Here is a 17873-nt window from a genome sequence, read left to right on the forward strand (position 1 = left end):
CTCCTGATTATTTATAATATTATATTTAATTTATTTTATCGCTTATAAAATTACAGATACTTTCTACAGTTATATCTAGCTGTTTATCTTCAGATATTATAGATTTTGTATCTCCCTTTTGAAGTCCATAATCTCCAAATGCAGAGTGATTTCCACCTTCTATTTCTACATATTCTGTATCTTTCGGTAAATCTTCCTTAGCCTTTATCATATTGTCAAAGTTTATTACTCCGTCTTTACTTCCCCAAATTGACAATACTTTTGCTCCACTATCTTTTATTTTATCTCCTGATGGATAAGATGCTAAATATACTATTCCTTTAATCTTATTATTTGTAGATATTGCATTTGTCGCCATAGCTCCACCTAATGAATGACCTACTATAACCCAATTTTCAATATCTTTATTCTCTTCAATTACTTTATCTGCTTTATGTGATGAGAATATTGCCATATTAAACGGCATATCTACTGCAAATACTTTATATCCATTCTGTGCTAGTCTATTTGCAAGTGGTGCATATGCTTTAACATCAATTCTAGCTCCAGGATATATTATCACACCGGTATTAGATACAACATCCTTAGGTATAAATTCTGTTATATCTCCTTCAACTACTTTTACTTCACTGTTAGAAACTAAATTTTCTCTAGCTACATCTTGTGGTTCGTAGGCATTTAGAAGCCATGCCAATGATCCAACAAGTGCTATAATAACTACAACTGCTACTGCTTTGAATATATTTTTATTTATTTTTCTTTTTTTCTGTCTTTGTTTTTCTTCGTTTTGTTTTTTTAATTCTTCTTCAGTTATTAAAGGTTTGTTTAGTTCCATAGTCAAGCTAAAAGTATCATATTTTTTTTCGTTGTTCTTTTTTCTTCTGATTTTTGAGCTTTTATCGCTATGCATAACTTTTTCCTCCATTTTTCGTGTTCATTATTATAGTTTAACTTAATGTGTTTTTTTTTTCAATATTATTGATTTTTTTCACATTAAATACACATACTGTTCTTTTTACAAACAAAAGATAAAGTTTTTATAAGTATTAATTCATATTTAACATAAAAAAGTACTATCAGATTAAACAAAAAATGTTTAATCTGATAGTACTTTTGTTTATCTAACATGGCCGTGGTTCAGTCATGTACGGTGAAAAATAAAATACTTTTCCATCTGATTTTCTAACAACATAATTCATATCCCGCATATCTCCAAACTCATCTTCTACAGAAAATATATAATAATTACTATTATAGTATTCGTAGTTAGTTAATGCCATTAAATAATTACTTTCTTTTGTATATTCATAATCAAAAGTAAGACTATTATCTCCTGTTTTTCTATATAATATTTCTATAGCTTCCTCTACACTAATCCCTTTACCTACATTATTATGCTCTTCCTCTGTTGAACACGCTCCATCATGCATTTTTTTACATTCTACCTGCCAGTCTTCAAGTCCTAAATTTTCATCACCATAAGGTAATATATAGTTATTAGGATAAGCTGCTATAGAAAATTCATAAACTTCCATATTTTCTTTTTTAACAGCTAAATCAACATCTCCTTCATCGCTAAAATAAGCATTTTCATCTAGACCATAATCTGAAAATACATAGAATTTTTCACCTAAATCATATTTTTCATTTCCTTCTTTTTCCAATTCTGGATCATACTCATATTTATAATAATCTTCTCCTACTGTATTTTTTATCCGTTCATATGCTTTTTTTATTTCAGGTTGCATTTCATAGTAGTATTGTTCATATTCTTTCTTTACTTTCCAACTATCTGCCTTTTCTAATGCATTCATTTGTCCACCAGCAAAATAGACATTGGTATCATTTGTATTTTTATTTACTAAATAGTTACATTTTCTAATATTTGTTATTTGTCCATTTTCATCAGCATCTATTACATTAAATGCATAATAATTACTTTTTATAAAATCTTCCATTATATAATTTTTATCTGGATTGTACTGATAAACAACTCTTTCTTTGTTATCTCCAGTTATTTTATATAAGTTGTTCATAGCTTTTTTTACTTCTGGCTCTAATGTTTCTTGGCTTGCTAATATTGGCCTTATGCTATTTTTTTCTCTTTTTTCCATATATGTTTTTATGTTTAGACCTAACATTACACTTAAGCAAAGAATGCAAAATCCTAGAATTGTTATTAATATTTTTTTGTTTTTCATTGTATTCCTCATTCCATAAATTAATATTTAATAAGTTTTTAATACTTTATTATCTCTATACATATTAGAAATACTCTCTATAATTTGTAAAATCAAAGTAATCTACATTTGGATCATATTCCTGTTTGTATATAATATCCCAATCTGTATAATTATCAATTAGCCATCTTTGGTTATAATAATCATAATATGTTGTCATTTTTTGAGTTTCTATCTGTATTCTTTCATTGTCTACAACAAATACAGTATCTAAACTAAATGTCGCCTTATCTTCTCCATACATTTCTAAATTATATATGCTAAAATGTTTTACATATACACTTTTATGTTTATATTGTGGTATAGATATTTTTAGTTCTTTTGATAATTGTCCATCATCTACTAAATCTCCCCGAACGTATGAATAATCAGCATTTGAAACTGCTTTTTCATAGTCTGTATAGTATTCAGTTAATAAATCTTCTTGCTCCATAAAATAAGACTGTTTAGTTGAACTATAGTCCCCATATTCGCTATATCTTGTTGGAAGTGATTTCTTGACTGTTGGTGCTGAGGACATTGCACCTTCCATAGCTCTATTTACTTTTTTCTCTTCAACTTTTGGTTCTGTTTCTGATTCTTCGTAATAATTTTCATCATTATAATTTTCTTGTTCTGAGTTTGCTACAACTTCGCTACTTTTATTTATATTATCATCTGTTGTATTTGCTAGCGTGTTATTTTTTGAACTAAACATTAAATTAGCTACAATAAGTAATCCGATTAACAATATACTTGCAGCCATTATTTTATTTGTTTTTTTCTTATTTACAGTATTTGAAGTAGTATTTTGTACATTTACATTATTAATACTCTTCTGATTTACTGTATTTAATTGTTTATTATTTGATTTTAAACTATTAAATATACTCTTTGTAGTATTATTGTTTATCCCTTTATTAGTATTATTTAATCTTAATATTATATTATTTATTTCAATATTTACTTTTTCTATTTTTCGCTTATTCTGTTCTTCATTTTCTAATATGTACAGTTCTTTTTTAGTTTCGTACAATTCTAGCAAATATGGCTCAGTATTATTTTGTTTTGATAATCTTATACCTTCATCAATTAATGTATGTATATAATTTATTTTATTTCTTATAAATTCATTTGTATTGCTTTTACTTTTATCTTTTAAACATTCTATTTCTACTTCTGCTAATTTTAAGTTTATTAATTCTTTATATTTATAACCATAATGGCTTAATTCATTTAATTCTATAATTCTTTGGTTGTTATTATTAAATGCTATAAAATAATTATCTAATGCCGACATACTTATTCTTTTATCTTGTTTAATTTCTTCTCTTATAACTATTTTTAACGCATCAGCTATATCTCTCTCATCTTTTGAATTTCTTATAACATAATTAATTTTTTCATCAAAAGAAAGATTTAGTTTAGTAGCATTTTTTCCTAATATTTCGGCATCTGATTGAGTTTTATTTGTATATAATCTAGTATTTTTTGCATTGTTTATATTTAACTTATTTGATTTAATTTTATTTTTTTTCTGCTTGTCCATAGGTTTTTCTAAATTAATCTTATAACCACTATTTTTTCTTTCCATAATAACCTCCTTCATTTTTTATAATCATTCCAGCCATATCCGCTTTATTTATAATAATATTGAATTTTGATATATTTGTTATATTTTTCGCCTGTTTAAGCATGATAAAATAATTCATTTTTAATTTTATCTCATTTATTGATTTTAATACTAAATCTGATTCTAATTTAAAATATAAAATATTTTCTTTTTCATAATTATTTTCAATAAATTCTTTTACATCATTATAATTTCTTAATACTGATTTTGTATAACAATAGTAATTAAAGTAATAATTATCACATAAAGGCATCACATTTGTAATTTGATGAGTTTTTCTTATGTAGTTTGATGTTACATTAAAATATTTATAATTTGGATATTTCTTACCATTTATATATATATTGTCCCAACTTATATCAATATGATAGCTTTTATTATTTATTTTTATAATATTCCAAGCATGTTGACTATCAGTTTTTATATTAAAACCTTGATTTGTTTTTCCATATGCTACCATACATTTTATTGAAACTAAATCACATAGTAATTTAAATGCTTTTGATATTCCTTCACACACAGCTCTTTTTTCTATAAATACCCCCATTATAGAGTGTGCATTAGGAGAATAAAATCTATCATGTTCTACAAATTCAACATTTTTTATTATACTATCATGAAAATATTTTTCTGTTTGAAATGTATTTAAATTCTTTACTTTTATATTATCAATTATTTTATCTGTAATTTTTCTTACTTTTATATATTTTTCTTTACTTTCTTCTTTATCATATATATACAACGGCTCTATTATTACTTTTTTTAATGTTTTTTTTATAGATAATTTATTTTGATTAACAAAAAAAAACAATGGTGTATCCATTAATATCCTTATATACAGCTCATGTATTTGTTTTGTACTCCATTTTTTATCTATCTCAATTTCTTTATCAAAATTTTTTATTCCATTATAAATTTTTTTATACAAATCTTTTTCGCTATCATTTTCTAAAATACTATAATAATATTTATTATTCAATTCATTTCATCTCCCGAAATATTTTTAATAATAAAAACAGATATATCAAATTTTTAATAATACATCTGTCTTTATTATTTCAATTAACTATTTAAATCTTTTTCCAAAATTTCCAAGATTTTTTTTCTTTTTTAATATTTTTGCCTACTTTCTCGTTTTCATCTGATAAATCTTCTTTTGATTTTGGGATTTGTGGTATCTCATCATTTTGCAAAGGATCTTTCTTTTCTTCTTCTATATTTTGATTTTCATATTTTTCTAACACTTCATTTTTATCATCTGTGCACTCTAGCTTTGTTTCACTTAATAAACTATCTTTATTTATTTCTTCCAAATTTACATATTCTTTTTTTAAACAATTTGTCTTTCCAGATATTTCATCATCAGATAATTGAATATCATTTCCATTATTTATTTCAGAGCTATCACTATCAATAGAAGTATTATTCCCTTTTTCTAAAATATCTTCTCCATAGTTATCTGCTACTTCCGATATTTCTTGTTCTAAAAAATCATTTTTAGAAGATCTATTCTTTTCTTTTTCATCATATAATAAATTATTTTCTTCTAAATGATATTTAACTTCTTGAATATTTTCCTCATCATACATTTTTATCTTTAATGTTTTATCAGATTTTAAGCTTTTATTCTCTATAGAATCAGTATCTATTATATCAGATATATTTTCTTCATTATCATCTTGAGTTTCTGATGTTTCGCTTCCCAATAAATCTTTTTCAAAACTCTTAATAAAATCTAGTTCTTTTATATTTTCAATATCTAATATTGAAGCAATAGAAATATCATCTCCACTTCCATGCTTTGATAATGTTGGAATATAATTTTTTAACTCTTCATATGCATCTTCAAATTTAGTATTAGAAAAAGAGTACAATACTGTTCTATATAACTCATACAATTGTTGATCGTTTTGGAATGAGTCATCAACTCCATCAGTTCCAATAAATACTGCAACAGGTAAACTTTTTGAATCTGATTTTTCAATAAAAATATGTCTAAAGCTATCAATAGCATCTTCATCACATATTGATGTAGTAACATTTAAAAAACATTTCTCATCTATAGGTACAGGTTGAATAAATTCGCCATCAGAATTTATAAAAATACATTTCCCATCTCCTATTTGGATTGCAAAACAATATTTTTCAGTACATACTACTGCTATCATTGTTGTCCCATATGCTGAATAAAATTTTTCTGACTTATCATTTGAATATCTTTTTCTAGCTCCTTCAGATACCCTATTTAATTCTTCCTCTGTAAAAGGATTTTTTGATATATCTTCCTTTACTTTTTCATTCCATGAAAATATTATACTAGCCTTTAAATTATACATAACTCTGTCGTAATAATCTTTATCTTTTTCAAAAGACTCTATTTTCTCAAAATCTTTTATGAATTTTTTTACTTTTTTTAAAGCTACTTCCTTCGCTATATCAGATCCCTTCGAACTTCGAACATAATCATCTCCGCCGTGTCCATCACAAACTACAATGATAGAATAATCTCCATTACTAAAGCTTATAGATGCATCTTGACATTCTGTTCCTCTTTTTATATGGCTTGCTCCTATATAAGAAATATTAAAAGATTTATATTCCATCTATATAACCTCTTTTCTACCATTCTTCATCATCAAATGAATCCCAATCAGCTGCATCCGCAACCTGATTTTGTATTTCTTTTGTAAATTCTTCTTGTTTACTACTACTTCCTATACTTGCACTTTTACTAGCTACCTCTGATGCTCTTACGCTAACAAACTGTATCCATTTTTTTAGTGCTTCTGGTGTATGTACTGTTATTACAGATTCTGAACTTCCTGTAAATTCTTCCAATACATCCTTATTCGCATCATCACCTATTGCTATAGCAACTTTTATAGCTTTTTTAAACCAGTTATTCTGTTTTAATTTATCAAGTCCATGTTTGTAGTTATCTGTTGGACATCCATCTGATAATAAGAATATCGCTGGAGCAAATGACCCTGTAGCATCACACATAAATTCATCTTTTGATAATTTATCATTTAGCTTATTACAAGCTTCTCCTAAATCTGTAAGTCCGTTTGCATTTAAGTAATTCCATCTAAACTTTTCTGCTTCTATAGGTTTATCATCTACCCAATGAGCTCCTGATGAAAATGCTAATGTAGCTATTTTTATCTGTGCATCTGCATTATTTTCAGACAAATCCTTTAATTCTGGAACTATTTCTTCTATAGCTACATTAACAGTTCCTATCTTTGATCCAAACATACTTCCTGAAACATCTACTAAGAAAAATAAAACCATTGTTCTTCTTGGTATTTCTACTACTTTATCATATATTCCCATAACATAATACTCCTTTAATTTTTATTATTTATAACATTATCTCTCCAACTACATTATCACCAAAATCTATTTTTAGTCCTTTTCCAAGTTTTATAACTTCTCCATTCATATAAGATTTAGTTAGACCATTTGGCAATATAGCTTTCCATGTGTTAATTGATTTATTTTTTAATCCTATCGCTGATTTATTTACTTTGCTAGTTACTATTTCACCTATCTCATCATTAAAATTATCTGTATCTTTTAAATGACATGTATACACTTTTTCGCCTTCTATTATAGGTATATTATACTTTTTAATTTTTAATGTTAGATACTGTGGCAATTTTTTATTACAATTAATACAAGATACTTCATCTATATCTTCATATAAAAATGTTTCCTCTCCACATAATGGACATTTTATTGTTCTATTTCTAAGTTCTATAAAAATTCTTATCCATTCTTTTTCTAATATTCTTTGATCTCTATCCGTTTTTAAACACTCTTTTGAAAAAGCTTTTTTAAAATTATCCCTGATAAATTTAGGATATATTGGCCAAAGCGCTATTTCATTAGAATGCACACCTCTAACTGGTCTATTTGAATCGTCACTATCATCCCAAACAAATAATGCTTCTTCCCCATAAAATTTTCTTTCAAGTTCTTCTGTCATACATGGTTTTTTTAGAGTTCTTTTACCTTCTAAAGGATGATTTAAAAATAATATTAAATATAGTATTACTGATAATGAAAATCTGTCTGTTTTTATATCTGGTTTTTTAATTTCATCTGATGACTGAGCAACTAACTCTGGAGCCATATATCTACATTTACCCATAATACCTAAGTTTTCATTATTTGGTGCAACATTATCATTATCACATATCAACACATCACCATTTTTAGGATTTATAAAGAAGTTTCCGTCATTCAAATCTTGATAACTATATCCTCTTTGATATAATTTTCTTAAACCTTTTGTTATGCTTAGAGCTGCATTTATTACAGCATATATATTAGCAAATTTTTCTTTTGCTAATAAAAACTGAGAAAAATCTTTATATTCTTTTGGTCTTAAATCCATAAGATATCCAAAACTATCCTCATAATATTCTGTTATCTTCTGTGGCCATAAAAATACATTATCTGGAGATCCTTCTTTTATATTATTCTGTATATTCATATAGAATGAGTCTATTCTATCTCCTAACTTCTTTTCAAAATACCACTTTAGAGCATACTCTTTTCCCTCATATTCAACTCTATATACTATTCCTTGACCACCTTCTCCAAGTTTTTCAATAATTTCTAATTGACCGCCAGATACAACATCAATCTTTTGCCCTTTTATAAATTCATTCATATTTTCCCTCCTATATATTTCCTCCGTAATATCTTATAATATCTATTAATCCACCTTTAAATCCCTTCGATTTAGGTGTATATTCCCACTCTTCACCATTTCTTACTATTTCTAAGGCTATAATTGCTTTTTCATTTCCAAATTCTTTTTCTAAATCAAATTTAAACATCATTTTCCCAGATAAATCAAATTCATCTCCTGATTTAGATATTTTTAAATTAGAATTTTTAATATCTTTAAAATAATAATCCTCATCATCAACTTCATGTATACTTGCCACTATAGATATTCGTTCTATTTCTGACGTCACTTTATTCAAATTAACAACTATTAATTCTTCATCATCGACTTTATTACCAGTTATATTATCTGATGTATATATAACAGAATCATCTTCACTTATTTTATTGTTATAGAAAATAAAATTCTCATCTCTATCCAACTTTTTATCTTTATTTAGTAAAAATGCCGATACATCTAAATCAAATGTTTCATTTTCATTCCTACTTTCATTCCAATTTAAATCACCTATAATTAATTCTATATTATCTTTTTCTTCTATCTTTTCCATCCAACGCCTCCCATATCACATATAATTATAGAAACAAAAAAAGCACAGTTTTCTATAATGTATTTAATCTACATAATATAGAACTGTGCTTATATTCAAAAAAATGTATAACAAATAAACTAACTTGTTTGTTAGTCTGTCTGTCTGTCTGTCTGTCTGTCTGTCTGTCTGTCTGTCTGTCTGTTGATTTTATCGAATATCATCAAAAGAATACAACCCCTTTTATTATTTCTAGCAATTACACATTTATTTTATTATTTTTTACATTTAGATTATATCATAGATTTATACAAAATAAAATAAAAAAGCACATAATACCGTTGATACAATATTATATGCTATTCCTTTTTTACTCATTATACAATTTTATCGCATCAGTTGTCTTAATCTTTCTCTCAACAACCTCAGCAGACTTCTCTTTAACAACCTGAGTATACACAAGATCTATAATAAAGAACTGTGCTAGCTTTGAAGAAATCGAACCTGTCTCAAGTATACTCTCTCCAGAAAAGTACCCTAAATTAACATCTGAAACATCTCTCAGCCTAGAACTCTTGTCCTCTGTAACAGAAATAACACTTGCTCCATTTGCCTTTGCAATATTAACTGTCTTTATAATCTCGTCTGTTTCTCCAGAATGAGAAATAGCTACAATAACATCATCTTCATCCATAAGTGATGCCATCATAATCATATTATGGCTGCTATCCATCGCCATGCAGTTAAACCCTATTCTAGAAAACTTATAATTAGAATCCTCTGCAGTCATACCAGAATATCCTATACCTATAAAGAATACTTTCTTGGCATTTATAATCATATCTGTAGCCTTTTCGATATCATTTCCATCTATTATATTAAAAGTATTTTCTAATATTCTTATATTAGAATTGAATAATTTTCGGGCACTTTCCATAACACCTTCATCATTTTCTATACTTCTATTTATAATTGTTCTATTTTTTAATCCTGAAATCTCCCGAGCTAATGTAACCTTAAAATCCTGAAGTCCACTATACCCCATTTTCTTAGAAAATCTAGTTATAGTAGCCTCCCCAATTCCACTTTCCTTAGCTATCTGAGATATCGACTTATAAAAAACATCCTCGATATTTTCCTTTATATACTCGATTAATACTTTATCAGATTTCGTTGCTTTAAAATTTGGTTCTTCAAGCTGTTTTAATATACTCATTTATTCCTCCACGTGTTTATTTAAAAAGTTGCGTAGAGCTCCTATCATACCTGCACTATTTTTCATATATGCAAATTCTATTCTTGTATTTTCATAAACTCTTTCAACTAATATTTTCTTTAATTCTTCATCTAAGATTGGTCTAATATACTCTTCCTGAGCCATTATTCCTCCACCTAGAATTACAGTATCTGGATTCACAAGGTATGCAACATTAGAAATACCTAAAGCTAAAACTCTTATCATTTCTTTTAAAGATAATATGCATATCTCATCTCCAGCTTTTGCCTCTTCAAATATTATTTTACCATTTAAATCTTTATAGTCCATATTTTTTAATCTTGCTACCTTTTTTACAAGGCTAGAAGTTGAAGCTAAATCCTGGAATGAATTTCCTTCTATTATTGTATGTCCTATTTCTCCGGCACTATTGCAGCAACCATTGTGTATTTTACCATCTATTATTACTGCTCCTCCGATTCCCGTACCTATAGTCATACATACAGATGTTTTACTTCCTTTTCCTGATCCTAACCATGCTTCTCCAAGTCCTGCACAGTTTACATCATTTTCAACTTCACAAGGTATATTGAATTCTTTTTCTATTTCTTTCTTAAATTCAAGTCCTGTATATCCTGGTATTATACTTTCTATAGCATAGACGATTTTTCCTTCTTCTGGATCTACCATACCTGCTGTAGATACACATATACCTTTTATATCATCATTTTCTTCTATATATTTTCTACTTATATTTTTAGATTTTTCAAGAATTCCAGGTCCACCCTTTTCAAGAGCTTCTGTATCCATCTCCTGTCTATCTAATATTTCTCCTAATTCATTAGCTAATCCGTATTTTATAGAAGTTCCGCCGATATCTATACAAACATATTTACTCATTTTGATTCCTCCGATTTATAAATCTTTAATATATTAACATATTATTTATTTTTCTTCAAGTTTAGCGCTTTTACGCAAAAAAGAGGCTAATTATAAAATAGCCTCCTTAATTATCTTTATATTCAACTATTTTATTATAACTTTGAAAATCGCTTTTTTTATTGAGCTTTTTTCTTCACCAGCTTTTAGTGCTGTCATATGTGCATCTTCAGGATAGCATACTAAAAAGTCTCCACTTCTAAGTACTACTTCTGAATTAACTGCATCTCCTTCTAATGGAAGAAAATCTCCTTCTTCCTGGAATTCTTTCTGTTCTAAGTTTTCTATGAAGTTAAGAGCTATTCTTTCTTCTCCACTTAACATTAGGTGTACATCTATATATTTTCTATGAGCTTCCCAGAATCTTTCTTCTTTTACAGTTGTATCATATCCAACTATATTTACAAAGAAATCATCTCCATCTATTACATGAGATCCTTTTTCAAAATCTAAAAGATTATTTTCCTTTGCATATTCAAAGCATTTTTTTATATCTTCTGGTAAAACTGAATTTGTTTTATCATAGTTTATATTTCCAAAGATCATTTTATTTTCCTCCGTATAATTTTTTAGAGTAACCGCAAATGCGATTACTCTAAATTGTTAGATGATATAATTTAAATTATATAAGCACTTTGGTTGGTTGCAATTTTATATAATTAATTTTTACCGTAGAATACAGTTGTTTCTGATTTTGCTTCTTTTCCATCTTTGTTAGTGAATTTACTTACTATTAAACCAACAACTACACATATAGCTATTGTTATTAAAGAGTATGCCCAGTAAGTAACTTCTGGTACAAAGTATTTTAAGTATACTACTACTATTGCTGATGCTATAAATCCTGCATAAGCACCTTTGCTATCTGCTTTTTTAGAGAATGCTCCAAGTATAAATACTCCAGCTAAAACTCCTAGAACAAGTCCCATGAAACTATTGAACCATTCATAAGCTGATTTTATATCTCCACTAGCAAGTACTATTGCTACTATTATTGCAAATATCCCTACTCCTAATGATACATACTGTGCTATTTTAGTCTGTCTTTCCATTGGAATTTCTTCTTTAGATAATAGAGCCTGTATATCTAGAACCCAACTTGTTGCAACTGAGTTTAATCCAGTTGATAAAGTTGACTGAGATGCTGCATATATTGCTGCTAAAAGTATTCCAGTTACACCTACTGGTAATTCATAAGCTATATATGATGCAAATATCTGGTCCTGCTGAACTGTCTGAGCAAGCTCTGGATTCTGTCCGTAGAATACGAATAAGCAAGTTCCTATTAAATAGAATATTGTTGCTAATCCCATTGAAAGTATTCCGTTTCCATAAGTCATTTTATTTAACTGTTTTATATCTGTTGTAGTTGTAAATCTCTGAACAACGTCCTGACTTGATACATAAGATGACAATGTATTAAGACCAGCACCAAAGAATATTATAAACGCACTTGTGTGTAAGAAGTTTGGATCGAATAATTTTTCATCAGGTAATAAGAATTTATTTCCTGTTGTAAGAGTACTCATTACTTCTCCAAATCCACCGTTTATCTGGCTTATCATGTATATTAACGCACCACTTACACCTATTATAAGAACCATTCCCTGTATGAAATCTGTCCATAAAACGGCTTTTAAACCACCAGTGTAAGAGTATATTATTGCTATTATACCCATTACTACTATAAGTATATTAACATTTATTCCTGTTAAACTTGAAAGTACCACAGATGGAAGGTACATTATTATTGACATACGTCCTATCTGATATATTATGAACATTAGAGCACCTAATATTCTAAGACCTTTGCTTTCATATCTCATTTCAAGATACTGATAAGCTGTATCTATTTCTAATCTACTGTATAAAGGAAGGAAGTATCTTATAGTTAAAGGTATTGCTATAAACATACCTAACTGAGCAAACCATAAAATCCAGCTTCCTGCGTATGAGTTTCCTGCTAACGAAAGGAATGATATTGGACTTAGTAAAGTCGCGAATATTGAAACTGATGTAACCCACCATGGTATAGTACCATCACCTTTAAAGAATTCCTTTCCTTTCATCTCCTTTTTCGAGAAGAAAAGTCCAGCGAATAAGACCGCTAGTAGATAAACTACTAATACGACTAAATCGATCATCGTAAATCCTACCATTATTTATAATCCTCCATTGACTTATATGTAATCTATCCCTATTTATTACTTATTTATTAAAAATATTTTTTATGTATTTCTTTCGCTCTTGCTGCCATTTCTGGAGTTGTTTTTTTCATTGGTTCTCTACAAAGACCAGCGTGTACTCCTTCTTCTTCTAACATAGCTTTTATTGTGTGATATAATCCGTTATCTAATATATCTGTTATTAAATCATTTGTTACATGCTGTATTTCTCTAGCTTCTTCTATTTTTCCAGCCTGAGCAAGTTCAAATATCTGTCTAGCTCTAACACCGTTTACATTGAAAGTAGAACCTATAGCTCCATCTACTCCTAAAACTGTAGCTGGTAACATCATTTCGTCGAATCCAGCAAATATTAATTTATTAGGGAATGCTTTTCTCATTCTTTCTAATAAGTAGAAGTCTGCTGCAGTGAATTTAACACCTATTATTTTTTCGTTTTCGAATAATTCTGCAAACTGATCTAAACTCATGTTTACACCTGTTAAGAATGGTATAGAGTATATTATTAATCTGTTATCTACTGAGTTTATTATTGTATTGTAGTAGTGTTTTATTTCTTCGAAATCGAATTTATAGTAGAATGGTGTAACTGCACTTATTGCATCGTATCCTAAATCTGTTGTGAATTTTGCAAGTTCTACAGCTTCTTTTAAGTTTACTGAACCAACCTGAGCTATTAATTTTATTTCGTCTTTAGCTTCATCTTTAGCTATTTCAAATATTCTTTTCTTTTCATCAGTTGAAAGCATGAAGTTTTCCCCTGTACTTCCACCAACATATAATCCATCAACTTTCATTTTATCTATATTGTGTCTTATTATTTCTCTTGTCCCCTGTTCGTTTACGTTTCCATTTTCATCAAAAGAAACTAATAATGCTGAATAAATACCTTTCATATCTGTTGTTTTCATTTTCCAATCCTCCAAAATTTTATAATTTATTTTATTTTTTATTTACGCATCCTTTACGGATGAAAGTTACATCTTAATTAACGTTTTCCTAAACGTCGCAATATTCTTCATTTTCAAACTGAAGAGTAAGAATGACTTACTCTTATCGCTATTTTATTGCATCTGCAAATTTAGCTGTTATTAACTGTGGTCTTGTTATTGCTGATCCAACTACTGCAGAAAATACATTATGTGCATATACTTCTTTTAAATCTTCAGGAGTATTTATTTTCCCTTCTGCTATAACTGGTACTTTTAAGTCGCTAACAAGTCTATCTATTAATTCAAAATCAGGTCCTACTTTATTTACTGAGTAAGATGTGTATCCTGCAAGTGTTGTAGAAACACAATCTACACCTAATTTTTCAGCTTCCATAGCTTCTTCATAAGTAGATATATCTGCCATAACTAGTACATTATTTTCTTTTATATATTTTATTAACTCAGCAAGATTTTCATCTCCTGGTCTTTTTCTATCTGTACAATCAAGAGCTATCATTTCACATCCTGTTGTTAAAAGCTCGTCTATTTCTTTTTTTGTAGGTGTTATATATATTTCTGAATCATCGTAATTTCTTTTTATTATCCCTATAACAGGAAGTCCTGTTACTCTTTTTATTTCTTTTATATCTTCAACACCCTGTGCTCTTATACCAGCTGCTCCACCTTCTTTTGCTGCATTTGCCATTCTTCCCATTATGAATGAGCTATGAAGTGGTTCATCTGGTAATGCCTGACATGATACTATTAATTTTCCTTTTACTAAATCTAGCATCAATCTACCTCCTTTTGAAAGTTTATTTCAATTTTTATTTTTCTAATATCGTTTTCAACAATTAAATTCTACCACGCATTTTCATTTTGTGCAATATATTTTCATAAATTTATTCAAATTTTGAAATAAAATTTCTTTTATACATCTTTTAACTGACTTTTGTAGTTATTTTTGATAATTAAGCAAAAAAAATCACTGCAATTTTCATTTTTGCAGTGATTACATAAAATAATTTTCATTTTTATTATAGAAATAAATTTTCATTTATAATTTTATAACATTATTTTTATTTGAATAAATCATCTAAATGAGGTGCTACCCTATATCCTATTTCTGTAAATACTACAGTGAATAATATAGATATAACAAATGTAGTGAATGTTCCAGCTCTAACTGCTAAATCCATAGATGACATATTCTGAATCATTGATCCTGATATTGAAATAGCACTAAACTTAGCTACTAAACCAACTAAAAATCCAAACGCTATACTGAAATGTAGCACAGTTTTTCTATTTTCAAATCTGTAGTTTCTATATATATTTGCTCCGACAAAAATCATAGCTATGGCAAATATACAGAATATAATCCGTATAAGTAGCTTAGTGTCTGTAAATGTAGCACTATTGAATATACTGAATATAGACATAGATGATGAATCACCTATATGTACTATTCCTCCTGTAGCTATTGTAATTAAATATGCCGCCATCTGCATAATATACGCTATTACAGCGCCACCCTTTGAATAATCTGAAAGTCCAAAGTCATAAAGTGTTGAATTTTTTGTAAATACAACTATCACAGTTATAACTAGTATTATTAAAGATAATTTTAAAAACTCTTTAACAGCGTCAGATATTATATCTGTTGTGTAGTACTCTCCATGGAATTCTTTTCTATAATTTAAAATAACAGATGTTAAAAATGCTATTAAAAATCCGTTTCCAAATGCTGGGAAGAATTTATAACCTATGGCTATATAATTATTTCCGAACCCAGATATATTTCCCATTCCAAGATTTATTCTTGTTGTACTAAATATTGATGTTATAGCCAATAATAGGCCATATATAAAACCTACTTTTAGAGCTTCAATAATACATCTATCAATAGATTCTATTTTTCTTCTATATATAAATAAATTTGCAACTATTAAAGCTAAAATAGGTATCAATAATAGAACTATTACTCCTATATTTATTGTAGATGAAGAGAACATCATCATTCCATTACTTCTTATTCTAACTCCAATAAGATTTAATCCTAAAAGTATACTAAACATATTAACATTTCCTATACCGCCTAAAAACTGTCTCCGCACAGAACTTGCTATTATAGAAACAATAAGAAGTATAACAAAAGCTATTCCTGCAACCTTTAATGGCTGATTTCCTTCTCTTTTTAAGTTTATTTTTTCCTTCAGACCCCTTATATTCTCTTTTATATTATCAAAATTGGGTTTTTTAAATTCAAAATTTGTGCTCATCCGTATCCACTCCTATTTCATTTTATAGAAATATAATACAATACAAAACTTAATTCTAACTTAAAGAATTTATTTTAATGAACTCTTAAAAATCTCAAATATCTTTTCATAATCCTCTGAAAATGCACTATCTTTATTCCATAAGAATGTAAAATCATGACTAACTTTAAAATCATCTAATTTAATTTCTTTAAGTGTTCCATTTTTTATTTCTTTTTCAACAGCAGATTTATATAAGAATGAAATTCCACAATCCCGACATAATAAATCTACTATAGTGTGAATATTTTCTATCTCTATTGTTCTTGGAAAATCTTCTACATTAAGGTTTTTAACAGCCAAGCTCTTAGTAAGTATTGCTCTAGTTCCAGAGCCATTTTCTCTTATAATAAGTCTTTCGTTTGTAAGGTCTTTTAAAACTTTCACTTCCTTTTGGAATTCATGATTTTTAGCAACTACGGCTATGTAGTCCTCTGTTTTAAATACTCTTGTATTATAGTTGTCTGCTTTAAAATAGCCTTCAACTATTGCAAAATCTATACTTCCTTCATGAAGATAAGAAAGAAGAGTTTGAGTATTTCCGTATCTAACCTGAAAATCCATATCTGGGTTTGCATTTATAAAGTCTATCAATGAAGGAATAACCGTATATCCACCAATAGTCATAGTTACCCCAAATGTAAGTATTTTCTTTCCTATCATACTTTCCTTCATTCTATTTTTCATTGTAGTTTCATCATTTCTCATTGTTTCTAAAGTAGATCTAAGTATTTCTCCAGCTGGTGTAAGACTTAGTTTCTTCTTATCCCTTATAAATAATGGTGTTTCATATTTTTCCTCAAGATACTTTATATGCTGGGATACAGCTGGCTGAGTCATACAAAGCGCTTCTGCAGCGTGAGTAAAATTCATATACTCACATACCTTTAAAAATGTTTCAATTCTAAAATCAAGCATATCTTTCCTCCAAAATTTTGTGCTTTCCTCTAACACATCTTATTTTCAAAAGATCCTTTTAACCTTATATAACATATTTTCCTATTATCCTATTTCGCTATTCTAGTATTTTAGCTTATAAACTTATTTTATATTAATATTGATTTTTACACCATAAAGAAAAGGAATTTTTGTATCATAAGATATATTTATCTATATATTATTATACATAATTTTACAAAATGGTTGTTAGGGTTTATAGTTAAAGCATAGCAAAGAACAAACGCAAAACAAAAGCT

Annotated in this window: 16 protein-coding genes; all 16 read right to left on the reverse strand. The window is 27.8% G+C overall.

Annotation, left to right across the window (positions count from 1 at the left end; translation table 11 throughout):
* Positions 1–25: 25 nt before the first annotated feature.
* The 16 genes from DWX74_RS01855 to DWX74_RS01935 all read right to left on the reverse strand — a co-directional run bounded on the left by DWX74_RS01855 (position 26) and on the right by DWX74_RS01935 (position 17595).
* Positions 26–910 carry an alpha/beta hydrolase gene (locus DWX74_RS01855; protein WP_286164141.1) on the reverse strand — a complete coding sequence of 295 codons (885 nt, stop codon included), beginning with the start codon at positions 908–910 and terminating at the stop codon, positions 26–28.
* Positions 911–1121: 211 nt separating this feature from the next.
* The gene (locus tag DWX74_RS01860; protein WP_118548442.1) at positions 1122–2201 is read right to left on the reverse strand and encodes a hypothetical protein; all 1080 of its coding nucleotides are present in this window, start codon (positions 2199–2201) and stop codon (positions 1122–1124) included.
* Positions 2202–2265: 64 nt separating this feature from the next.
* Positions 2266–3813: a hypothetical protein gene (locus tag DWX74_RS01865; RefSeq protein ID WP_118548443.1), complete on the reverse strand. Its 1548-nt coding sequence runs from the start codon at positions 3811–3813 to the stop codon at positions 2266–2268.
* Positions 3797–4831, reverse strand: a complete 1035-nt coding sequence (locus tag DWX74_RS01870; protein WP_118548444.1) for a transglutaminase domain-containing protein — start codon at positions 4829–4831, stop codon at positions 3797–3799. Before DWX74_RS01870 ends, DWX74_RS01865 begins: the two co-directional genes overlap by 17 nt.
* Before the next feature lie 91 nt (positions 4832–4922).
* Positions 4923–6455, reverse strand: a complete 1533-nt coding sequence (locus DWX74_RS01875) for a PP2C family serine/threonine-protein phosphatase (RefSeq protein ID WP_118548445.1) — start codon at positions 6453–6455, stop codon at positions 4923–4925.
* 16 nt (positions 6456–6471) lie between these two features.
* The gene (locus DWX74_RS01880; protein ID WP_118548446.1) at positions 6472–7188 is read right to left on the reverse strand and encodes a vWA domain-containing protein; all 717 of its coding nucleotides are present in this window, start codon (positions 7186–7188) and stop codon (positions 6472–6474) included.
* 28 nt (positions 7189–7216) lie between these two features.
* On the reverse strand, positions 7217–8533 hold the full coding sequence (locus tag DWX74_RS01885) for a serine/threonine protein kinase (protein WP_118548447.1): 1317 nt from the start codon (positions 8531–8533) through the stop codon (positions 7217–7219).
* 10 nt (positions 8534–8543) lie between these two features.
* Positions 8544–9104: a TerD family protein gene (locus tag DWX74_RS01890; protein WP_118548448.1), complete on the reverse strand. Its 561-nt coding sequence runs from the start codon at positions 9102–9104 to the stop codon at positions 8544–8546.
* Positions 9105–9453: 349 nt separating this feature from the next.
* Complete coding sequence (locus tag DWX74_RS01900; protein ID WP_118548449.1) at positions 9454–10299, reverse strand: MurR/RpiR family transcriptional regulator; 846 nt, start codon at positions 10297–10299, stop codon at positions 9454–9456.
* The gene (locus tag DWX74_RS01905) at positions 10300–11199 is read right to left on the reverse strand and encodes an ROK family protein (protein WP_118548450.1); all 900 of its coding nucleotides are present in this window, start codon (positions 11197–11199) and stop codon (positions 10300–10302) included.
* 126 nt (positions 11200–11325) lie between these two features.
* The gene (locus tag DWX74_RS01910; RefSeq protein ID WP_118548451.1) at positions 11326–11784 is read right to left on the reverse strand and encodes a YhcH/YjgK/YiaL family protein; all 459 of its coding nucleotides are present in this window, start codon (positions 11782–11784) and stop codon (positions 11326–11328) included.
* Positions 11785–11897: 113 nt separating this feature from the next.
* Positions 11898–13397 (reverse strand): sodium:solute symporter, encoded by a 1500-nt coding sequence (locus DWX74_RS01915; protein WP_118548452.1) that lies wholly within the window; start codon positions 13395–13397, stop codon positions 11898–11900.
* A gap of 56 nt (positions 13398–13453) precedes the next feature.
* Positions 13454–14335 (reverse strand): N-acetylneuraminate lyase, encoded by an 882-nt coding sequence (locus tag DWX74_RS01920; RefSeq protein ID WP_040410204.1) that lies wholly within the window; start codon positions 14333–14335, stop codon positions 13454–13456.
* Between the two features lie 148 nt (positions 14336–14483).
* Entirely contained in the window at positions 14484–15149 is a 666-nt protein-coding gene (locus DWX74_RS01925; protein ID WP_118548453.1) for an N-acetylmannosamine-6-phosphate 2-epimerase, read from the reverse strand.
* A gap of 286 nt (positions 15150–15435) precedes the next feature.
* Entirely contained in the window at positions 15436–16638 is a 1203-nt protein-coding gene (locus DWX74_RS01930) for a hypothetical protein (RefSeq protein ID WP_118548454.1), read from the reverse strand.
* 69 nt (positions 16639–16707) lie between these two features.
* Complete coding sequence (locus DWX74_RS01935; protein ID WP_118548455.1) at positions 16708–17595, reverse strand: LysR family transcriptional regulator; 888 nt, start codon at positions 17593–17595, stop codon at positions 16708–16710.
* Positions 17596–17873: the final 278 nt, after the last annotated feature.

The organism is Peptoclostridium sp. AF21-18 (assembly GCF_003478825.1).
GTDB lineage: Bacteria > Bacillota > Clostridia > Peptostreptococcales > Peptostreptococcaceae > Peptacetobacter.